This window comes from Streptomyces sp. NPDC000878, assembly GCF_053599695.1.
On sequence record NZ_JBSFMT010000015.1, the window covers coordinates 21,800 to 41,067 of the forward strand.

General features: G+C 70.8%; 21 protein-coding genes. 10 read left to right on the top strand and 11 right to left on the bottom strand.

Annotated features, from left to right (window positions below; translation table 11 throughout):
• Nucleotides 1–440: 440 nt before the first annotated feature.
• The 3 genes from ACWDR4_RS16000 to ACWDR4_RS16010 all read right to left on the bottom strand — a co-directional run bounded on the left by ACWDR4_RS16000 (nt 441) and on the right by ACWDR4_RS16010 (nt 2,048).
• On the bottom strand, nt 441–905 hold the full coding sequence (locus ACWDR4_RS16000; RefSeq protein WP_450408894.1) for a CPCC family cysteine-rich protein: 465 nt from the start codon (nt 903–905) through the stop codon (nt 441–443).
• A gap of 62 nt (nt 906–967) precedes the next feature.
• The gene (locus tag ACWDR4_RS16005) at nt 968–1,240 is read right to left on the bottom strand and encodes a DUF397 domain-containing protein (RefSeq protein WP_450408896.1); all 273 of its coding nucleotides are present in this window, start codon (nt 1,238–1,240) and stop codon (nt 968–970) included.
• Entirely contained in the window at nt 1,200–2,048 is an 849-nt protein-coding gene (locus ACWDR4_RS16010) for a helix-turn-helix domain-containing protein (RefSeq protein ID WP_450408897.1), read from the bottom strand. The genes ACWDR4_RS16005 and ACWDR4_RS16010 overlap by 41 nt, the downstream gene beginning before the upstream one ends.
• A gap of 143 nt (nt 2,049–2,191) precedes the next feature.
• On the opposite strand from ACWDR4_RS16010, the gene ACWDR4_RS16015 reads away from it, so the two are divergent.
• Together ACWDR4_RS16015 and ACWDR4_RS16020 are read left to right on the top strand one after the other, a co-directional pair.
• A complete protein-coding gene (locus ACWDR4_RS16015) occupies nt 2,192–2,572 on the top strand; it encodes an ATP-binding protein (RefSeq protein WP_450408899.1) in 381 nt (126 codons plus the stop codon).
• 57 nt (nt 2,573–2,629) lie between these two features.
• Nucleotides 2,630–2,950 carry a DUF6401 family natural product biosynthesis protein gene (locus ACWDR4_RS16020; protein WP_450408901.1) on the top strand — a complete coding sequence of 107 codons (321 nt, stop codon included), beginning with the start codon at nt 2,630–2,632 and terminating at the stop codon, nt 2,948–2,950.
• A gap of 25 nt (nt 2,951–2,975) precedes the next feature.
• On the opposite strand, the gene ACWDR4_RS16025 is transcribed toward ACWDR4_RS16020, so the two are convergent.
• Nucleotides 2,976–3,389: a hypothetical protein gene (locus tag ACWDR4_RS16025; RefSeq protein ID WP_450408903.1), complete on the bottom strand. Its 414-nt coding sequence runs from the start codon at nt 3,387–3,389 to the stop codon at nt 2,976–2,978.
• A gap of 201 nt (nt 3,390–3,590) precedes the next feature.
• On the opposite strand from ACWDR4_RS16025, the gene ACWDR4_RS16030 reads away from it, so the two are divergent.
• Nucleotides 3,591–4,787, top strand: coding sequence for a glycoside hydrolase family 64 protein (locus tag ACWDR4_RS16030; protein WP_450408904.1), 1,197 nt, complete (start codon nt 3,591–3,593; stop codon nt 4,785–4,787).
• Here the strand turns inward: ACWDR4_RS16030 and ACWDR4_RS16035 are convergent.
• Nucleotides 4,780–4,902: a hypothetical protein gene (locus ACWDR4_RS16035; RefSeq protein WP_450408906.1), complete on the bottom strand. Its 123-nt coding sequence runs from the start codon at nt 4,900–4,902 to the stop codon at nt 4,780–4,782. The two genes, ACWDR4_RS16030 and ACWDR4_RS16035, sit on opposite strands and share 8 nt — an antisense overlap.
• 20 nt (nt 4,903–4,922) lie before the next feature.
• Between ACWDR4_RS16035 and ACWDR4_RS16040 the strand changes: the two genes are divergently transcribed.
• Entirely contained in the window at nt 4,923–5,498 is a 576-nt protein-coding gene (locus ACWDR4_RS16040) for an NPP1 family protein (protein ID WP_450408908.1), read from the top strand.
• A gap of 127 nt (nt 5,499–5,625) precedes the next feature.
• Here ACWDR4_RS16040 and ACWDR4_RS16045 read toward each other — a convergent pair whose 3' ends face one another.
• Nucleotides 5,626–6,420: a membrane protein gene (locus ACWDR4_RS16045; RefSeq protein ID WP_450408910.1), complete on the bottom strand. Its 795-nt coding sequence runs from the start codon at nt 6,418–6,420 to the stop codon at nt 5,626–5,628.
• A 205-nt stretch (nt 6,421–6,625) separates the two neighbouring features.
• Here ACWDR4_RS16045 and ACWDR4_RS16050 point away from each other — a divergent pair, with 205 nt between their 5' ends.
• Complete coding sequence (locus ACWDR4_RS16050) at nt 6,626–7,912, top strand: amidohydrolase (RefSeq protein ID WP_450408912.1); 1,287 nt, start codon at nt 6,626–6,628, stop codon at nt 7,910–7,912.
• 93 nt (nt 7,913–8,005) lie between these two features.
• Here ACWDR4_RS16050 and ACWDR4_RS16055 read toward each other — a convergent pair whose 3' ends face one another.
• Both ACWDR4_RS16055 and ACWDR4_RS16060 read right to left on the bottom strand, forming a co-directional pair.
• Nucleotides 8,006–9,607, bottom strand: coding sequence for a hypothetical protein (locus ACWDR4_RS16055; RefSeq protein ID WP_450408913.1), 1,602 nt, complete (start codon nt 9,605–9,607; stop codon nt 8,006–8,008).
• A 90-nt stretch (nt 9,608–9,697) separates the two neighbouring features.
• On the bottom strand, nt 9,698–10,903 hold the full coding sequence (locus ACWDR4_RS16060; protein WP_450408915.1) for a PP2C family protein-serine/threonine phosphatase: 1,206 nt from the start codon (nt 10,901–10,903) through the stop codon (nt 9,698–9,700).
• Between the two features lie 120 nt (nt 10,904–11,023).
• Between ACWDR4_RS16060 and ACWDR4_RS16065 the strand changes: the two genes are divergently transcribed.
• Nucleotides 11,024–11,473 (top strand): hypothetical protein, encoded by a 450-nt coding sequence (locus tag ACWDR4_RS16065; protein WP_450408917.1) that lies wholly within the window; start codon nt 11,024–11,026, stop codon nt 11,471–11,473.
• Nucleotides 11,474–11,530: 57 nt separating this feature from the next.
• Here ACWDR4_RS16065 and ACWDR4_RS16070 read toward each other — a convergent pair whose 3' ends face one another.
• Complete coding sequence (locus ACWDR4_RS16070; RefSeq protein ID WP_450408918.1) at nt 11,531–11,956, bottom strand: SH3 domain-containing protein; 426 nt, start codon at nt 11,954–11,956, stop codon at nt 11,531–11,533.
• Nucleotides 11,957–12,130: 174 nt separating this feature from the next.
• Here ACWDR4_RS16070 and ACWDR4_RS16075 point away from each other — a divergent pair, with 174 nt between their 5' ends.
• A complete protein-coding gene (locus ACWDR4_RS16075) occupies nt 12,131–13,072 on the top strand; it encodes a hypothetical protein (RefSeq protein WP_450408920.1) in 942 nt (313 codons plus the stop codon).
• Here the strand turns inward: ACWDR4_RS16075 and ACWDR4_RS16080 are convergent.
• A complete protein-coding gene (locus ACWDR4_RS16080) occupies nt 12,978–14,330 on the bottom strand; it encodes an aminotransferase-like domain-containing protein (protein WP_450408922.1) in 1,353 nt (450 codons plus the stop codon). The two genes, ACWDR4_RS16075 and ACWDR4_RS16080, sit on opposite strands and share 95 nt — an antisense overlap.
• 101 nt (nt 14,331–14,431) lie before the next feature.
• Between ACWDR4_RS16080 and ACWDR4_RS16085 the strand changes: the two genes are divergently transcribed.
• Nucleotides 14,432–15,214, top strand: a complete 783-nt coding sequence (locus ACWDR4_RS16085) for an alpha/beta fold hydrolase (protein WP_450408923.1) — start codon at nt 14,432–14,434, stop codon at nt 15,212–15,214.
• Between the two features lie 119 nt (nt 15,215–15,333).
• The gene (locus ACWDR4_RS16090) at nt 15,334–17,289 is read left to right on the top strand and encodes an FUSC family protein (RefSeq protein WP_450408925.1); all 1,956 of its coding nucleotides are present in this window, start codon (nt 15,334–15,336) and stop codon (nt 17,287–17,289) included.
• 117 nt (nt 17,290–17,406) lie between these two features.
• Here ACWDR4_RS16090 and snpA read toward each other — a convergent pair whose 3' ends face one another.
• Nucleotides 17,407–18,042 (bottom strand): snapalysin, encoded by a 636-nt coding sequence (snpA, locus tag ACWDR4_RS16095; protein WP_450408927.1) that lies wholly within the window; start codon nt 18,040–18,042, stop codon nt 17,407–17,409.
• Between the two features lie 276 nt (nt 18,043–18,318).
• Here snpA and ACWDR4_RS16100 point away from each other — a divergent pair, with 276 nt between their 5' ends.
• The gene (locus tag ACWDR4_RS16100; protein WP_450408929.1) at nt 18,319–19,263 is read left to right on the top strand and encodes a LysR family transcriptional regulator; all 945 of its coding nucleotides are present in this window, start codon (nt 18,319–18,321) and stop codon (nt 19,261–19,263) included.
• Nucleotides 19,264–19,268 lie beyond the last annotated feature (5 nt).

Sequence of the window (19,268 nt, forward strand, 5' to 3'; positions counted from 1 at the left end):
ATGGCCGGACCAACCCCGCAGTGCACATCACCGGACCGCTGCAACCATTCCGGCTTCTCGGACCATTCGCCAGTGACGAGCCTGGGGCCCTTGCCGGGCAGACTCCGCCACGTCACTGAGGGCACGGCCGCCCTCGCCCCGGGCTGTCGACGGATGGAGGCCACGCCTGGGGGCTTGCGGTCGGAGCATGGACATGCCCTGTGGGATGAGGCTGCGATGGCGCCACATCTTGGGGATCGGTCGCGGAAGGTCACTGAAGCAGGTGAAGCACATCCCGGCCGAGTGGCGCTGACCACCCTCTGAGGCCAGGGGCCCCGCCCGCTCACCCGTCGCATGGACGGACGATCGGGTGGGGCCCCTGCACATACTGCGTCCTCTCCCCTTGCCGACACTCGTCACCGTGGACAGCTGAACAGTGAGGTGTCGAAGCCGGCCCGGGCTCAGTCCTGCGGAAGGGAAAGCGGCGCCGCAGGACGCTCGTTCGCCCGCCAGAACGTTGGACGCCACCAGTACAGAAGCGTCATGTCCTCTGGCCATTCCCCACGGCTTTCCGGCCCTCCGAAGGAGTCTCGCGACGGATCGATCGGGCGCCATCCGGGATCCAGCGGCTCATCAGGCGCCGGAGGTCGCACGTTCTTGAGGAAGCGCTCTTCCATCGCCCCGAAACGCTGGTAGTTGCGTTGCGCGTCCACCAGGCACACCGCGTTGGCGCCGAAGTTCCACGGCCACCGCAGTTGGGCCAGATCGTCCTCCCAGCAGCAGACGTCGCAGATCTCGTAGGACCCCTGCTCGCCGAACGTCTGATGCCCGCAGCAGGGGCACGGGAGCCAACCCCCGGGAGGCGGCGCGACGGTACTCTCCGGGATCACCAGTGACTCCCCTCGCGCCTCGGCGGCCTCCAGCATCTTCAGTTCGGCCCACTCGGCCCGCAGATGCCGCTGTCGCCAAAAGGAGAGGAGGAGCCCGCCTAATCGCATGTACTCACGCCCAGCACGAACGCGACGAAGGCCTCCGGCGTGAGCGTGAGAGCGCCCCGGTCGGGGGCCTTCGAGTCGCGGACGGCGATGTGGGGGGTGAGGGCGGCAACTTCGACGCAGTCGCCGCCGGTGTCGGAGCTGTACGAAGACTTGCGCCACGATGCGGTGCCGAGGGGGGCGCACTCGACGCACTCGCCGCCGGTGTCACCGCTGTACGACGACTTACGCCACCGCGCTGCCGACAGGTCCTGGCTGGTGCCCATAACGCTCCTCCATCACACGAGCGATCAACTCGGCCGAGGCCTCCACGGAGAGGGCAGCGGCCTGCAAATGATCGTATCGGAGGAAGCCTTCCCTGAGTGCGTCCGGATTGGCGGTCATGTGCCCCTGGACGAAGTCCTCGGTGTAGACGATGTTCGGGTCGTCGTCGAAGCGCATGAGAGTGAACGAGCCCATCAACCCGGGGTGTTGACCGACCTCGAAAGGCAGCACCTGAACCTGGGTCCAGCCGTCCGGAGGCAGTTCCAACAGGCGAGAGAGTTGATTTCGCATGATCTCCCGGCTGCCGATCTGCCGGTGCAGCACCGCCTCGTCCAACACCACCCATGCCACCGGCGGTTGCTCCCCCTTCAGGATCCGCTGCCGCTCCATCCGAGCAGCCACCTGTGCGTCGAGGTCCGCATGGTTGCGTACGCCGAGCACCGCCCGCGCGTACTCCGGGGTCTGCAGGAGCCCGTACACCAACTGACACTGATACGTGGAGATGAATGTGGCCCTGGCCTCCATCTCCGCGTACGCCTGGAACCAGTGCGGGAGTTGGCTGCGCAGCACCAGCCCCACCAGCCGCGAGAACATCCCGTCCGTTCCCAGCGCCGCGTCCACCCGCTCGGCGAACTCCCTGGTCGGGACCTTCCTCGCGGTCTCGACCTGGCCGATCAGTGACGCCGTACAGAAGACGCAGCCGCCCAACTGCCCCTGGGTCAGGCCCGCTTCCTCTCTCCTGCGGCGCAGCTCGAAGCCGAAGTAGTCCAGCGGTGAAGCACTGGGGTCGAGTTCGCGGATGTTGGGCACGGCGGGCCACCTCCAAGCTGACGCTTCGCGTCGTTGGATTCACGAGGTAGCCCAGCGTAACCACGACACCTCACTCTGGTGACGTGAATCACGCAACTGACGCAACCGACCGGGACGAAAGCCCACTTGGGCCGAGGTACGGCATGAACTTCACCCTCGGTGACCACTCGGCCCGGCACCTCCGGTGCATCCTTCGGGCGTACCTCGACGCCTGGGGCATGCCCGGCCTCGCCGACTCCGCCACCCTCGCCCTGACCGAGCTGGTCTCCAATGTCGTACGGCATGTCCCCGACCGGCGCGCCACCGTACTGATGCTGCGGCGCCCCGCCGGGATTCTCGTCGAGGTCACCGACACGGAACCGCGCGGCCCGGAGTTTTCCACAGCTGTGGACGAAGAACGCGGGCGCGGACTCGTCATCGTCGAGGCCGTCACCGACCGGTGGGGCTGGTACAGCTTGCCCACGCATCCCACACGCACCGGGAAGACCGTCTGGTTCGAGTGCGAGAACAAGGAGCAGGTGTGATGGAAACCATGACATATACCTCTCCTGCCACCCCCTCCTCCCACATACCGTGGAGCAATGTCCCCCTTGGCCAAGATCAGCAGCGCGTTCGCGCCCCGTTTCGCGGAGTTCGCGTTCGAGCCTGCCTTCACGGCCGCCGTGGACCAGCACGTCGCGGAGATACGGGAGCGGCTGCAAGCCAACCACCCCGGGCTCGTCCCCCGGCAGCCGCACCGCGAAGACCTCGCCGACTACGCTCTCGGGTTCCTCGACGCCCTCGGCGAACTCGACTGGCGCGAACCCGTCGGGCACGACTACGCGGTGTGCCGCCTGACCGCCATCAGCTGGCTGGTGGAACGGCACAGCCTCCTCGCGGAGAACACGGAGAACGCCGACTAGAACTGGAACGCCGACCAGAAGGTGCTCACTCCTGGAGCCACCGTCTCAGCGCGTCGATGGTGTCCCCCGGCGTCGTGTTGAAGCCCAGCCGGATTCCGGGCACCGCCTCCGTGAGGACGTTGATCAGTCGTTCGAACAACAGGGTGTGCTCCGGGAGCATGCGTATGCCACCGCCGATCGTCGCGAGGCCGAACGTGTGCTCCCGGAGAAGCTCCCGGACGGCCGCCTCGGCATCGTCCGAAGACGTGCCGACCAGGCAGGGGACCACGTCGAACCCCGCTTCGTGGAGCGCCGCGGTGCCGGCCTCTATCCGGGCGCCGAGAGTCGCCTCGTCGAGACCGTCGGGCATCTGGCTGTAGTCGAGCGCACTCGGGTGGAGGCCGATGGACAGTACCTTCGTGTCCTTCGGCAGGGGAGTCGCAGTAGTCGGTCGGCTCATGGTCGATGCCTCTCTGCTCGCGTCGCGTCACTCTCTCGTGACGGAGACAGAACCTAGCTCGCGCTCAGAGAAGCAACCCAAGCAACCCAACCCATCTTGGTCTAGACCTTGACGTGTCCCGTTCACGAGAGCAATCTGAGAGCGCTCTCAAGCGCAGCACAAACACAGCTCAGCACAGCTCGCGACACGAGGAGGACGAACGTGTTTGCCACACGGAAGGTGCTGGTGCCCCTGGTCGCCGCGGCGGCCGTCGCCACGGGACTCACGGCCGCCGGGCCCGCGACCCGCGCCGAAGCCGCGGTGCCCACGACCATCCCGCTGGAGTTCAAGAACAACTCCGGGCGCGGCGACCAGATCTACGTCTACAACATCGGGACCCTGCTCACGACCGGGCAGCAGGGCTGGGCCGACGCCAACGGCACGTTCCACGCCTGGCCCGTCGGCGGCAACCCGCCGACCCCCGCGCCCGACGCGTCGATCGTCGGTCCGGCCAACGGGCAGACGATGACGCTCCGGATGCCGAAGTTCTCCGGCCGGGTCTACTTCTCCTACGGCCAGAAGCTGGTCTTCAAGGTGACCACCGGCGGTCTCGTGCAGCCCGCCGTGCAGAATCCCACCGACCCGAACGCGAACATCCTCTTCAACTGGACCGAGTACACGCTCAACGACGCCGGCCTGTGGCTCAACAGCACGCAGGTCGACATGTTCTCGGCCCCGTACGCGGTCGGCGTCAAGAACACCGCGGGTGCCGTCAAGAACACCGGTCATCTGAAGGCGGGCGGCTACGCCGGGTTCTTCAACTCCCTGAGGGCGCAGCCCGGCGGCTGGGCGGGCCTCATCCGCACCCGCTCCGACGGCACGATCCTGCGGGCCCTCGCCCCCGGGCACGGCATCGAGGCGGGCGCCCTCCCGAGCACCGTCATGGACGACTACATCAACCGGGTGTGGAGCAAGTACTCCACCTCCACGCTGACGGTGACACCCTTCGCGGACCAGCCGGCCACCAAGTACTACGGCCGGGTCTCCGGCAACGTCATGAACTTCACCAACGGCGCCGGCGCCGTCGTCACCAGCTTCCAGAAGCCCGACGCCGACAGCATCTTCGGCTGCTACAAGTTCCTGGACGCACCGAACGACCTGGTACGCGGCCCGATCTCCCGCACCCTGTGCGCCGGCTACAACCGCTCCACCCTCCTGACCAACTCCAGCCAGCCCGACACGAGTTCGGCGGGCTTCTACCAGGACACGGTGACCAACCACTACGCCCGGAAGATCCACGCCCAGATGGCCGACGGCAAGGCGTACGCCTTCGCCTTCGACGATGTCGGCGCCCACGAGTCGCTGGTCAACGACAGCAACCCGCAGACGGCGTACATCACGCTCGACCCGTTCAGCTGACGCACACCTTCCGGTACGCCACCTCCGGCACGTACGTCTCCCACTGCTCCCGCGAGAGATCCGCACCGGCGCCCGCCCGGGCACACACCCGGGTGGCCGCCCGGTCCGCGTCCACGGCGTACCGCTGGAGGGGACATGAGCGCTCCCCGCGTACAGCGTGCCGCTGTCGGCACTGAAGGCGAGGGAGTCGATCTCCTCGCCGGGGGTGGTCAGCGGGCCGCCCAGGGGCTGTACGTCTACGCGCTCTGCTTCGAGAAGGACCAGACGCTGAACGGCGCCGACGCCTTCGGCCACCGCCACGACTGGGAGTCCGTCGTGGTCTTCCAGAAGCAGGGCGAGGAGAGCCCCCGCTTCCTGTCCGCCTCCCGGCACGGCGGTTACAGCACCCACCCCATCAGCGAGGTGCCGATGGGCAAGGTGAACAACGAGCCCAACTACAACCGCGTCGAGATCGTCTACCACAAGGACGGCGCGAGCACGCACGCCTTCCGCTTCGCCAAGTGGGGTGAGAGCCCGGTGGTCTGGGGCAACGGCACCTGGGACCGCCCGGCCCTGGTCACCATGGAGAACATGGCCGACGCGCCGCGCAACGCCCTGTGGAACTCCAAGTGGGGCAAGGCCAACTTCCCGCTGACCGGCAACCTCCAGGCCGACATCAACAAGGCCCGCGAGGCCGACAGCCGGGCGAAGTCCGCCATCCCGGCGTTCTGATCCCCGGGCCCGTGAGTCCGTACTCCTGACACACGGCCCGGCATGAGCAGCCGCCGGTGGGACCAGAGCTCCCCCGCCCCGTCCCATCGGCGGCACCTTCTTTTCCGTACTCGCTACTCCCTACTCGCTACATGTCGGTCGTACGCGGCAGATCCGTCCGCTCCCGGACCGGCTGGTTGGCGAGGGCGTCCTCGCGGCCCGCCTGGTAGGCGCTGACGCTGCCCTTGGCGTTCACGGTCTCGCGCTCGGCCGTCGTCAGCATCCGCTCCCAGCGCTGGCGCATCGGCGTGATCATGCCGCCGCCGACCCCGACGACCAGGATGCCGACGACCGTGGCGAGTCCGGCGTACAGCACCGGCCGGGTGACATCGGTGGCGATGCCCGCCTGGCCGAGGGCGGCGATGACGCCCACCGCCACGATGCAGCCCCAGACGATGGTGGCGACCGTACGGCCGTACGACACGGACGAGAGCGCGCCCGCGACGATCCCGCGCACGGCGTTCGCGATGGCCATCGCCACGACGATGAGAACGACCGCGACGATGGCGCGCGGCAGCCAGGCGACGATGCCGTTGATCATCGTGCTGACCGGGTTGGCGCCGAAGACGCCGAGGGCGAGCTGAAGCGTGATCAGCATCAGCGCGTAGTAGACGATCCGGCAGACAATGCCGGTCATGTCGTACGCGGAGTCCTGCAACAGCCGTGCCGTACCGGCCCGTTCGGACAGCCGCTCGGAGCCGACCTTGCGCAGGACCCGGTCCAGGACACGGGCGATCAGCTTCGACACGAACCAGCCGATGACGAGGATGACGAGAAAACCGATGAGCTTCGGCACGAACTGGGCGATCTTCGACCAGGCGTCGTCGAGGCCTTGGGTGAAGTCGATGGCGAGCGGGGTGCTGGTGCTGCTGCTGGTGACCATGGGGTGGTCTTCCTTCGTTAGGTGATGTGCGCTCCGCGGGACGGGTGGTGATTTGGCTGCGGGCCGGTGGGGGCTGGTCGCGCAGTTCCCCGCGCCCCTGAGGGGCGGGGGCTCTCCTCGTGGATATCAGCGGGGCTGGGGGACGGCCGGGGGTGCGCGGCCGAACGGGTGACCTCTCTGGACAAGGGAGGAATACGCTGCCCCCGTGACGACCACTCCCTCGCCCGCAGCCCGTATCGCGCTCGACCTGACCGCCGACCTTCCTGTCCCGGCCCTGGAGGACCTCTACCGCGACCTGCACCGGCACCCCGAGCTGTCCCTGGCGGAACACCGCACGGCGGGGCTGCTGGCCGAGAGCCTGCGGAAGTCCGGGTACGAGACGACGGAGGGCGTGGGCGGCACGGGCGTCGTGGGCGTCCTGCGCAACGGCGACGGCCCGACGGTCCTGCTCCGCGCCGACATGGACGCGCTCCCGGTGACCGAGGAGACGTCCCTGCCGTACGCCTCCACGGTCCCCGGAGTGATGCACGCCTGCGGCCACGACCTGCACGTGACGTGGCTGGCGGGCGCCGGCCAAGCGCTTGCCTCCGGCCGGGACACCTGGAACGGCACGCTGATCCTGGTCGGCCAGCCGGCGGAGGAGACGGGCGAGGGCGCGCGGGCGATGCTGGCGGACGGCCTGTACGAGCGTTTCCCGCGCCCCAACGCCCTGCTGTCGCAGCACGCAGCACCGGGCCCGGCGGGCCTGTACCCGCACATCCCGGGCCTGATCATGTCGGCGTCGACGGACGTGGACATCGTGGTTCACGGCCGAGGCGGGCACGGCTCGCGCCCGGAGACGACGGTGGACCCGGTGGTGACGGCGGCGTACATCGTCACCCGGCTCCAGACGGTCGTCTCGCGCGAGGTCGCGGCCCGGGACTCCGCGGTCCTGACGGTCGGTGTGATCGAGGCGGGCACCCGGCACAACATCATCCCGGCGACGGCCCGTATAGCCCTGAACCTGCGCACGCAGTCGAACGACGTACGGGACCGCATGCTGGCCGCGATCAGGCGTATCGCGCAGGGCGAGTGCCTGGCGGCGGGCTGCCCGAGCGAGCCGGAGATCCGGGTCGGGGCGACGTTCCCGGTCACGGTGAACGACGCGACGCTCGACGAACAGGTCGCCCAGGTCCACCGCGAGGTCTTCGGCGCGGGCACGGTCTTCGACCCCGGCCCGGCGATGGGCAGCGAGGACTTCGCCCACCTGGCGGCGGACCAACTCCCGTACAGCTATTGGTTCGTGACGACGACGCCGGCGGGGGTGTGGGACGCGGCGGACGGGGGCGACGACCTGATGGCGAAGCTCGCGGCGGTGCCCAGCAACCACAGTCCGTTGTTCGCGCCGGATCTTTCGGTGGTGGCGCCGGGGGTACGGACGCTGGTGTCGGGGGCGTTGGGTGTGTTGTCGGCGGGGGCGGACGGGGTGCGGGGGCGGGTCGCCGGGGGCTGATGGCGTGCGGGTTGCCCCGGGCTGATTGCACGTTCGGCGCCGGACCAGCTGTTGACCACAACGATCACTGCACGGGCCAAACGTGCGGCCTAGTCAGCCGGGCACGTGCTGGGCGGTCCGCGGCGTCTCCAACTTCTCCAGCTGCCGCTCGGCGTGCCGTACGGCACCCTCACGCCGCCCCGGCACCCGGCGCCTCAACTCGACGACCACCGGCCCGAGTTCACGCGCGTCGGCGCTGTCCCCGAGGCTCGTCCACTGGTGGTGGGCCCGGTCGACGGCCGCTTCGACGGCGGGCGCGTCCGGGGCCTGCCCGGCACTGAGCCGCGTCCCGGCGACGGCCAGCCAGGCCCGGCAACTCCGGGCCGGATCCCCGGCGAACATCGCGAGATCGGCCCGGACCTCGGTCCAGTGCAGCGCCTCTTCGGAGGCGGCACCGTGAGCCAGGTAGGCGGCCTGCTCCCACTGAGCGGCAAGCGCGTCGGCGTCACCGTGCCGACCGGCCTGCACAGCGGAGGTGATGAAGGAATGGGGGTCACTGCCGAGCAGCTGGCGCGGCACCTCTTCGGCTCCGGCCGGCACATCTCCGGCCCGGCCGAGCACCGTTTCAACTCCGGCCGACACCTCGCCAGCTCTGCCGAGCACCTTTTCGGCTTCGGCCAGCACCTTGTCACCCCGGCCCGACACCTCGGCACCCCCGCCAGGTGCCTCTTCCCCTCGGCCCGGCGCCTTTCCGGCCCCAACCGGCGCCTCATCGGCCCCGCCGAGCGCCCTTTCGGCCCCGCCCGACGCCTTGCCGCCCTGACCCGGTGCCAACTGGGCCCCGCCGAGCACCTTTTCGGCCCCGGCCGACATCTCCAGCCCATACGGTGCCTCTTCAGCTACGGCCCGCGTCTCCAGCCCGTCCGGCGTTTGAGGACGAGCGCGTTCAGCGCGATGCGGGGGTCTGGGGGCGGAGCCCCCAGGTACGGATGGGACGGGTAGGGGCGGCGGGGGCGAGGAAACAGCCCCGACATTCACCCCGGTGTTCACCCCCGCGTCCCACGCCAGCACCACATCACCCAAAGCCACCCCCTCCGACGACAACCGCCCCAGCGCCTGCTGATGCAACTGCCCCGCATCCGGCCGATACCCGCTCCGCAGAATCGTCGCGACCGTCCGCATGTACGCCGGCACAGCCACCACCCGCCGCCCCGGCGGCGGAGCCACCCGCCCGTACACACTCACCCCCCGCCCCGCCTCGAACGGCCGCGCGGTGACGTACTGCCACGCGGCGGCATCGGCGTGCAGGTCGAGGAAGAGAGTCGTCGTGCCCGGCGCGCGCAGCCGCAGCTCCTCCGCGATCCAGCGCCAGGGAAACCCGGTGTAGCGAACCGTCGCGGGCGTCGTACGGGCCAGTGCGAGATGCGGAAGGTGCTGTTTGCGGTCGAGTTGGAGCTGGCCGGTGAGGTAGACGGTGAGCGGCCCGGGGGCCACCGCGGCAGCGCGCAGCCGGGTCAGGACGGCCTGCGGCTCCAGCGGGTCGGCGAGTTCGACGACGTTCGCGGTGTCGGTGCCGGACAGCACGGCGGGGGCGACGGCGGCGAGCACGGGCAGCACGGACGCCGCGTCCACAAGACAGCCCTTGCCCATGGGCGAGGCGGCAAGCAGCAGCGCGGTTCCGGTCGTTGGTCCCGTCGAACCCGATGTCCCAGCCATGGTCCCTCCCCTCACGTCCCCCACACCGGTCACATGCCTAGGCAGCACCGTAACCGGTGCGACTGCGAAGGGGGATTGTCGGGAGGACTATCACCCTCTTTGGTCGGCTTGTACGGCCCGCACCGCGAACACCGTGGTGTCGTCGGCGAGATGACCGCCGCAGTGCCGCAGCGTGCCGTCCCGTACAAACGCCACCAGGCGCAGCGGATCGGCGGTGCGCGGATCGGCGGCGACGGCCTCGGCGACGCGTTCGCGCAGCGGGAAGAAGACCCCGTCGGCGTCCCGGGCCTCGGTGACCCCGTCGGTGACGAGGAGCAGGGTCTCCCCGGCGGCGAGCGGCACCCGGGCCACGGACGGCAACACGTCGCCGCCCGACGTCAACTCGCTGAGCCCGAGCGGGAGCCCGTCCCCCGGCGGCAGGCTCCGTACCCCGTCGGGAGACACGATCAGGGAGGGCTCATGACCGAAGTTGACGACGTCGACGACGACGAGCCCGGCGGCAGCCGCTCCCTGTTCCTCTTCCTCCGGGAAGCCGATGAGGACGGCCGTGGCGAACCGGTCTCCCTCGTCACGGCCGACGGCCGCCCGGTAGCGGATGTGCCGCAGCATCCGTACCTCCAGGCGTTCCGCGACGGTCGCGAGCGCCGGTTCGTGGTACCCGGCCTCCCGGAACGTGCCGAGGAGAGCAGCCGCCGCCTCGACCGCGCCGAGCCCCTTGCCCTGGACGTCACCGATGAGGACCCGGGTGCCGTACGGGCCGGGCTGGATGTCGTAGAAGTCGCCGCCGACCCGGGCGACGGCGTCGGCGGCGAGATAGACCGCCGCGTGGTCGAGGCCGCCCCAGCCGGGCGGCAGCGGGCGCAGCACCGTACGGCGGGTGGTCTCGGCGACGTCCCGCATGTGCAGCATGCGCCGCTCACCGCGCAGCCGGACCACGCACGCGAGGACGGCCAGCAGCCCGCCGAGGGCGACGAGGATGAAGTCGGGCAGTCCGGTCTGGTACTGGTGCGGCCAGGCGCCGTCGACGAAGACGTACGTACCGAGGGACAGGACGGCGAAGACGGACGTGCCGACCACCCCGCAGAGCGCGGCGGCGATCCCGGGCACCAGCACGATCCAGGAGATGATCCGGAACTCGCCGGTGGTGTTCCAGTCGAGGACCGCGATGCCGATGAGCAGCACCAGCGGCGGCAGCCAGCCGACACCGCGTCCGGCGGAGGCGGCCGAGAAGGCGGGCCCCTCGGCAGCGCCCACTGGGCCCGTGCCCGCTGGGCCCACTGGGTCCACCGGCTTCATGGAACCCAGCGAAACACGGCCGCCCCCCGCTGTCGACTCATCCGTCTCATCCGTCGACTTGCCAGCGGCCCTCTCCAGGTGTGCTCTGGAGGGCGGGGGCGAGGCGAGAGGAGCACTCTCATGGCTCAGACGACGTCCGGCATCCCCGGCAGGTCAGGGATGCCGGGTAAGCCGGGTATCCCCGACATCTTCAGCGCCCGGACCCACCTGGCCACGAAGTGGGCCCTGCCCGTCGTACTCGGGCTGGTCTACGGCTTCTGGGCCGCGGCCAACCGGCGCGACGGCGGTCCCATCACCGGCTGGAACGTCCTGTTCGGCTTCGTCAGCGCGCTGGCGTTCATGGCGGTGCTCATCGGCGTACGGGCCGTTGCACCGCGGCTCAAGCGCGAGCTGCACGCGGTGGCGTGGGGCACGTTCGCCGGGATCGCGTTCGGGTTCCTGTACAGCCAGACCGGGGCGAGTGTGCTGCGGTCGTGCGGGAACTCGCTGGTGGTCGCGGGATTCGTCACGGCGGCGCTGTTCTACCGCTACTACACGCACGAGGACGCGGCCGGTCACCAGGTGGAATGAGCAGTCAGTCGAATGAGCACCCGTCTCAGCCGAAGGCGATCTCGACCGAAGGTGATCTCAGCCGAAGGTGACGTTCCAGCTGAAGCTCCACGTCCCGGAGACGCTCCAGTCACCGTCGTCGTCCTTCCACTCGGGGCACGGGTCGGTGCAGCTGGGCACCGACCTGCCCCCGGTGTCGATGAAGGCCGCGCTGGCCCAGGCGTTGACGCCGGCCAGCCAGTACCAGTGCGGGTTGCCGCGCACGGTCTGTCCGACGACCGCGCACTCGACGCGGCCGTGGCTGCCAGGTGAGAGCTGCCCGACGACGGCCGAGTCGGTGGTCGGCTGCTTCCGCAGGTTCAGGTCACCGGCGGAGACGACGGTGCCCCGGACCCCGGAGCCGTCCGCTCCCGCAGGTGTGGCCGCCGTCGCCGTACCGACCGGTAGGAGCGATATCGACGCCGCCAGAATTCCGCCCGTGAACAGGGCCGGGGTGATGCGCATGTCCCGCCTCCGAACTCCTCGAAGCTCCCCGAACCGCCTGATGCACCCCCAAAACCAGGAAACACCCGTTCGGGTGAACGCTCCACCGGAGGCTCCACCGCAGAGGCTTGTCCCGCACGCCCATATGCAGTCAACCGGCTCGCGTTTCCCGCCCCCGGGCCCTTGCCTGGGGGAGTGCCCCATCGCCTCCGGAGCGCCGTCTCGGCCGCGCTCACCGCCCTCGCGTGCCTGCTGCTGCCCTTCGGCGCGCTCTCGGCCTGGGCGGCGTACGGGCTCGCCGACACCGGCCGGTACGTCACCACGATGGCGCCGCTCGCCGAGAACCCGTACGTCCAGGACGCCATCGCCGACAACCTCGGCGCCGGGATCACGCACGCGATCGACGTCGGCCCCTTCGATGCCGGCGCCAACCACTTCGTGCAGGACGCGGTGCACTCGTTCACCCGCACCGAGGCCTTCCGCTCGGCCTGGGACACGGCGAACCGCGCCACCCACGAGGCCGTCCTGGACGCCCTGCGCAGCGACGACCCCAACAGGCGTCGCCCCTACGGCAGTTACGGCGGCGAGGGCGCCGTCACCATCGACCTCGCCCCGGTGACCGCCCAGGTCAAGCGCCAACTCACCGACGACCACGTGCCGTTGGCGAGCCACATCCCCGTCGCGCACACCGAGGTCGCGGTGCTGCCCGCCCAGGATCTCGTACCGCTCCGGAAGGGTTTTCTCGTGCTCGAAGTCGCCGGTTTCTGGCTTCCGGTGACGGCCGGGGTCCTCGCCGTCACCGGGATCGCGCTCGCCGTCCGGCGCCGCCGGGCGATCACGGCGACCGCGCTCGGTACGGCCCTCGGCGGGGCGCTGCTCGGCGTCGCGCTCGCGATCGTCCGCCGCCTCACCCTCGCCGATCTGCCACCGGGCGTCTCCGCACCGGCCGCCGGCGCCGTCTACGACGCCCTGACCGCCACCCTCCGCACGGTCTCCTGGCTGCTCCTCGCCCTCGGTCTCGCCGTCGCCCTCGGCATGTGGGTCACCGACCGGTACGGCCGCGCCGGGCGACTGCGGCGAGCGTCCGCAACGCCCGCGCCAGTTCAGGTTCCGGAGCCGACGCGAGTCCGAGCCTGACGGCGTCCGGCGCCCGCTGCGGGCCCACGGCGAAGGCGTCCCCCGGCGTGACGGCGATCCCGTGCGCCGCGACGGCGGCCGTGAAGGTCTCCGCCCGCCAGGACGCGGGCAACTCCCACCAGGCGTAGTAGGCGTACGGATCGGACCGCACGGCGCCCCCGAACTCCGCCAACTCCCGTGCCAGCAACCGCTGTCGACGCGCCGCGTCCACCCGCTTGGCGGCCACGAGCCGGGCCACGGTCCCGTCCTCGACCCACCGCACACCGGCCTCCAGCGCGAACCGCCCCGCACTCCACCCACCCGACCGCACAGCCGCCGCGACGGCTTCCGCCCGGTCCGGCGGTACGACGAGGAAACCCACGGTGAGCCCGGGCGCGACCCGCTTGGACAACCCGTCGACTACATGGGCCAGTTCGGGGACGTGAGCGGCGAGGGGCTCGCCCACCTCTACCAGGAACGACCAGATCCGGTCCTCCACCACCGGCACGCCCAACTCCCGTACCACGCGCGCGAGTTCACGCTTCCTCCCCTCGCCCATGGTCACCGACGTCGGATTGTGGAGCGTCGGCTGGACGTACAGCGCGGACAGGGGAGCGCTGCGGTGGGCGGCGGCGAGGGCATCGGGGCGCAGGCCTTCCTGGTCCATGGCCAGCGGGACGAGAACGATGCCCAGTCTGGCGGCGATCTCCTTGACCAGCGGGTACGTCAGCGCCTCGACGCCGACCCGGCCGCCCGGCCGGACCAGGGAGGCGAGGGTGGCGGCGATCGCCTGCCGGGCGTTGCCCGCGAAGAGAACGCCGTCGGGGTCGGGCCGCCAGCCCGGGGTGGCGAGCAGCCCGGCGACCGCCGCACGGGCCTCGGGGGTGCCGTTGGCGGGCGCCGGGCGCAGCGCCTCCGTCAGCACATCCGGCCGCAGCAGGGGCGCGAGTGCCGGGGCGAGCAGCTCCGACTGGCCCGGTGCGGAAGGGTAGTTCAGCTCCATGTTGACGGTCGTGGCCCTGCCGGTGGCCGCCGGTTCGGCGAGCGCGCGCCCGTTCGGCGCCGGTGGCGCGGCCCGGACGAACGTGCCGCGTCCGACCTCGCCGACGACCAGTCCACGCCGTACGAGTTCGCCGTACACCCGCCCGGCCGTCGACCCGGCGATCCCGCGCTGCCGCGCGAACGCCCGTTGCGGAGGCAGCCGTTCGCCGGGGCGGAGCCGTCCGGCGGCGATGTCGTCGGCTATGCGGTCGGCGAGACGCCGGTAGTCGTCGTCCATCAAGTACCCCCGTACAGAAGCGAATTGCCGTCCCGGCGGGATTGCACCGAGAGCAAAGATCTTATTGCACCGAGGAGCCGAGTCGATCTAGGGTCGTCCACATGACCCCCCTTACCCCACTTGTGCCTCTTACTCCTCTTACCCCTCTTGTCCTGATCCACGGTCACCCCTTCGACCGCACGATGTGGAACCCGCAGATCGAGGAGTTCTCGGCCACCCGCCAGGTCATCGCCCCCGACCTGCGCGGCTACGGCACCTCCCCGCTCACCCCCGACACCGTCACCCCGCTCGCACGGTTCGCCCAGGACATCGAGGCGCTGCTCGACGAGTCGAAGGTCGAGTCGTGCGTGCTCGGCGGGCTGTCGATGGGCGGGCAGATCGTCATGGAGTGCTGCGACCGCTTCCCGGAACGCGTCCGGGGCGTCGTCCTCGCCGACACCTTCCCCGCCCCCGAGACCGCGGAGGGACGCCTCGCCCGCAATGCGATGGCGGACCGGCTGCTCGACGAGGGCATGGGCGGGTACGCCGACGAGGTCCTGGGCAAGATGGTGGCGCCGTACGCCGACGCGCAGGTCAAGGCCCACGTCCACCGCATGATGACGGCGACGGACCCCCGGGGCGCGGCGGCGGCACTCAGGGGCCGCGCCCTGCGCCCCGACTACCGCCCCGTGCTGACCCGGCTCACCGTCCCCGCCCTGGTGATCGTGGGCGCCGACGACACCTACACCCCGGTCTCCGACGCCGAGGCCATGCACGCGGCCCTCCCCGACTCCACCCTCCACGTGATCGAGAACTCGGCCCACATGCCCAACCTGGAACGCCCGACGGAGTTCAACAGGGCCCTCGCCGACTTCTTGACGGCGCGAATCGACACGGTGGCCTGAACGCGCCCCAAAGGGGCGCGGGGCTGTGTCGACATGCGGCTCCGCCGCGGGGCGCGACCAGCCACAGACGGCCCGCAGCCTCAAATGGGAGTTCGCCGCCCACGACGATAATGGGGGCCATGCCCCACGAGTTCCCCATCGGCCTCACACCTCCCGACTGGCTGGTGCGGAACCTCCGGCCCCAGCCGGCCCCGCCCGTCAACCGTCCCGCCGTGGCCCGCGCCGCCATCGCCATGGCGCTGCCCCTCGCCGTCGGCCTCGCCACCGACCACGCCGCCTACGGCGCCCTCGCCGCCATGGGCGCCCTCTCGGGCGTCATCGGGGACACCGCCGACGCGTACCGGATGCGCATCCTCAACATCGCGATCCCCCAGCTCTTCGGCGCCCTCGGCGTCACCCTGGGATCGCTGGTCTACGGCCAGGGCTGGACCGCCGTCGCCACCGTCACCTGCGTTGCCCTCGTCTCCGGGATGATCTCGACGATCGGCGCGGTCGCCTCCGTCTCCGGACTGCTGCTGCTCCTCAACTCCGTGATCGGGGCGGGCCTGCCGCTGCCGGGGTCGTGGTGGCTCGCGCCGGTGCTGATGTCCGGCGGCGGCCTGCTGGTCCTGGCCCTCGCCCTGCTCGCCTGGCCGCTGCGGTCGGGGGTGCCGGAGCGGGCGTCGGTCGCGCAGACCTACCGTACGGTCGCCGAACTGCTCGCCGCCTGCGCCACCGACGGCTACGAGGACGCCCGGTACGCCGTCACCCAGTCCCTGAACCAGTCGTACGACCTCGTCCTCGCCAAGCGCACCCGCCACCACGGCCGCAGCCCCGAACTCGTGCGGCTGCTCGCCCAGTTGAACGCCATCACCCCGGTCGTCGAGGCCGCCCCCGCCGCCCACCAGGCGGGCCGCCCGCTGCCGCCCGAGGTCCCGGAGGCGGTCCGCCACCTCGCCGACGCCGTCGAGACCGGCTACGGCGGCCCGATAGGGCAGCACCTCCCCGCGCCCGGCGACCAGACCGCCCGCGCCGTCGAACAGGCGCTGCGGCACGCCGCCGAGGTGGTCGGCAGCCGCTCCCCCGACCTGCGCACCACCGGGGTCACCACTCCGGACGACCGCCTCGGCCGACCCGCCGGCCTGCGCGTACGGGCCGTCCGCGGCGCCCGGGACGTCGTCCTGTCCGCCGACTCCTGGCGCTACGGCGTACGTCTCGCCCTGTGCATCGGCCTCGCACAAGTACTGGTGTCGATCGTGCCGGTGCCGCGTTCGTACTGGGTCGCGCTGACCGTCACCTTCGTCATGAAGCCCGACTTCGGCTCCGTCTTCTCCCGGGCGCTGCTGCGCGCCCTGGGCACGGTCGCGGGGCTGGTGGTAGCGGCGGCGGTACTGGTCCAGGTGCCGCGAGGCTGGTGGGACGTACCGGTGATCCTGCTCCTCGCCTCGCTGATCCCGGCGTTCACCCCGCGTGGATACGGCTACCAGACGGCCGCCATCACCCCGGTGATCCTCCTTCTCTCCGACGTCCTCAACCACCAGGGCGCCGGCCTGCTGCTGCCCCGACTCCTCGACTCCCTCATGGGCTGCGGAATCGCCCTGGTCGCGGGCTACCTCCTCTGGCCGGAGAGCTGGCACACCCGCGTCGGCGACCGCCTCGCCGACGCGGTCGCGGACACGGGCCGCTATGTGGAATCGGCGTTCCGCCAGGACACCGAGGGCGCGGCCCGCGCCCGTATGCGGCGCCGCCTCTACCGCGATCTCTCCGTCGTCCGTACGGAGTTCCAGCGCGCCCTGACCGAACCGCCGCCCACCGGACGGCGGGCGGCGGCCTGGTGGCCCCTGGTCGTCGCGGTGGAACGCATCGTCGACGCGACGACCGCCGCCCGCGTCCACGTCAAGCAGGGCGCCGAGCCGCCGTCCGACGCCGAGATCGCGCAAGTAGTCGTACAGCTGCGGGAGTTGGCGGACGGACTGCGCCGGGTGGAGACGCTGTACGCGGTGCGTACGGACCTCAGCGGACCGGCGGACAGTGTGCTGGAGCCGCTGCGCCAGGAGGTGGCGGCGGCGCGGGCGATCACGTCACCGCACGACTAGCGGGCAAAGGGGGGCGCGGACCGTCCCTGTGCAGAGGGACGGCCCGCGCCTGTGGGGGGTGGGGGCTACTGGGGTGTTGTAGTACCGGGGTGCTACTCGGGGCGTGCTACTGGGGTGCTAGCGCAGGGCTGCCGCGAGCCCGTTGACCCACAGCTGGTTCACGCGGGAGCGTTCGGCCGCGTTCGGGGTGGCATTGGTGCAGGACGTACCGGGACCGCCGCCCGACATCAACTCGCTGCACGGGCCCGAGTAGTGGTCGGGCAGACCGAGGACATGACCCGTCTCGTGGGCGGTGATACGGGTCGGGTCGTACTGCTCGCTCTGCGCGTAGTCGATGAAGATGTACCCGCTGCCGTGACCGTCCGTGGAGGCGTACGAGCCGTTGGAGCTGTTGCCCTCGCGGTAGGTGAAGTCGGCGGCGGACGCGGTGCCCGACTGCAGCTTCACGTTCGTCACCGAGCTGTTCCAGATCGAGGTGGAGCGGGCTATCTCGGCGCTGAAGGAGGGCGCGCGGGACGCGTTGTAGATGACGGTGACGGCAGCCGCCGAGCGCGGGTTGGCGGCGCGCTTCTCGGCGACGGACTTCAACACGGCCTCGAAGAACGCCTTGTTGGCGGCGGCCTCCTCGGCCGACCCCGCGTACGAGGCCCGTACGGTGGGACTGGCCGTCGCGGGAACTGCCGTACCCAGCGCGAGAGTTGCCAGGCTGAGGCCTAACGCCGCCGCCACGACACCAGAGGTGGACTTGCGCATCGATGACTCCTTGAGTGGGGGGTGAGTCGATCGGTCGTATCGTGAGTGTCGGTGCCTGTACGGCGGCTGTGATGATGGCAAGTGGCGATAGCCCCGCCCTATCGCCAACCCCGCGCCCCTGTCACCGGCCGCGGTGGCGCGCCCCTTCAGGGGCGCGGGGCTGTATCGATTTGCGGCTCCGCCGCGGGGCGCGACCAACCACAACGGACCCGCACCCTGTGTACCGTCGGATGGCATGGACATGTGCATGCGCGCGACCCACACGGAGCCGACCACATGGAACTAGAGGTGAGACACCTGCGGGCGCTGTGCGCCATCGCCGACACCGGCAGCCTGCACCGCGCCGCCCGCCAACTAGGCGTGGCCCAGCCCTCGTTGAGCACCCAGCTGCGCCGGATCGAACACGAGCTGGGCGGCGAGCTGTTCACCCGCACCCGGGCCGGCTGCCGTCCGACACCGCTCGGCCGGGTGGTCCTGAGCCGGGCCCGCCCCTTGGTGGCGGAGATGCGCTCACTGGTCACAGAGGCGAGGGCGGCAGCAGCAGGCGGACCCCAACTACGCATAGGTTCGACGGCCAGTCGCGCCCTCTCCGGCTGGCTCCGCCGACTGCGCCAACGCCACCAGGAACCCACCCTCCGTATGGACGTCTCCGCGAACGCGCTGCTGCGCATGGTGGCCGAGGGCCAGCTGGACGTCGCGTTCGTGCACGAGGTGGAGGGCTGTCCGCTCCGGGTCCCGGACGGCGTGTGCCTGCGCGTACTCGTCGACAGGGAACCCCAGTTCGTGTCCCTGGCCGCCGACCATCCGGCCGCCGAGAGACCCGTGGTCCACCTCTCCGAGCTGGCCGGCGACCGCTGGATGGTGGACGAGACGGTCGACGGCGAGTTCGACGCCGTACTGCGCATGCTGCGCACCGCGGGCCTCAACCCCCGTGTCCTGCACGGTGATTACCACACCACGGCCTCGCTGGTGGCGACCGGCGAGGTCGTCACCGTGTGCCAGGCGACCTGCCTGCCCCGCCCCGAGATGGCGGTACGCCGACTGCACGGCGACCCGCTGGGCGTACGGCTGCTGCTGGCAGCCCGTACGGAGACGGACCTCGACGGGGTGCATACGGCACTGGCGGAGGCGTACGGGGAGGTGGCGCGGCAGGCACCGGCGTACCGGGAGTGGCTGGAACAGAGCGGTGCGAAAACTCCCCCGGTCCCAGCCCTCCCGTAGATACC

Coding starts and splice junctions, on each gene's coding strand:
- ACWDR4_RS16020 (WP_450408901.1), top strand. CDS start 2,630: ATGTCCCCCTTGGCCAAGATCAGCAGCGCGTTCGCGCCCCGTTTCGCG.
- ACWDR4_RS16065 (WP_450408917.1), top strand. CDS start 11,024: ATGGCTCAGACGACGTCCGGCATCCCCGGCAGGTCAGGGATGCCGGGT.
- ACWDR4_RS16025 (WP_450408903.1), bottom strand. CDS start 3,389: ATGAGCCGACCGACTACTGCGACTCCCCTGCCGAAGGACACGAAGGTA.
- snpA (WP_450408927.1), bottom strand. CDS start 18,042: ATGCGCAAGTCCACCTCTGGTGTCGTGGCGGCGGCGTTAGGCCTCAGC.
- ACWDR4_RS16040 (WP_450408908.1), top strand. CDS start 4,923: ATGAGCGCTCCCCGCGTACAGCGTGCCGCTGTCGGCACTGAAGGCGAG.
- ACWDR4_RS16100 (WP_450408929.1), top strand. CDS start 18,319: ATGGAACTAGAGGTGAGACACCTGCGGGCGCTGTGCGCCATCGCCGAC.
- ACWDR4_RS16085 (WP_450408923.1), top strand. CDS start 14,432: ATGACCCCCCTTACCCCACTTGTGCCTCTTACTCCTCTTACCCCTCTT.
- ACWDR4_RS16090 (WP_450408925.1), top strand. CDS start 15,334: ATGCCCCACGAGTTCCCCATCGGCCTCACACCTCCCGACTGGCTGGTG.
- ACWDR4_RS16045 (WP_450408910.1), bottom strand. CDS start 6,420: ATGGTCACCAGCAGCAGCACCAGCACCCCGCTCGCCATCGACTTCACC.
- ACWDR4_RS16055 (WP_450408913.1), bottom strand. CDS start 9,607: ATGGCTGGGACATCGGGTTCGACGGGACCAACGACCGGAACCGCGCTG.
- ACWDR4_RS16015 (WP_450408899.1), top strand. CDS start 2,192: ATGAACTTCACCCTCGGTGACCACTCGGCCCGGCACCTCCGGTGCATC.
- ACWDR4_RS16070 (WP_450408918.1), bottom strand. CDS start 11,956: ATGCGCATCACCCCGGCCCTGTTCACGGGCGGAATTCTGGCGGCGTCG.
- ACWDR4_RS16000 (WP_450408894.1), bottom strand. CDS start 905: ATGCTGGAGGCCGCCGAGGCGCGAGGGGAGTCACTGGTGATCCCGGAG.
- ACWDR4_RS16080 (WP_450408922.1), bottom strand. CDS start 14,330: ATGGACGACGACTACCGGCGTCTCGCCGACCGCATAGCCGACGACATC.
- ACWDR4_RS16005 (WP_450408896.1), bottom strand. CDS start 1,240: ATGGGCACCAGCCAGGACCTGTCGGCAGCGCGGTGGCGTAAGTCGTCG.
- ACWDR4_RS16060 (WP_450408915.1), bottom strand. CDS start 10,903: ATGAAGCCGGTGGACCCAGTGGGCCCAGCGGGCACGGGCCCAGTGGGC.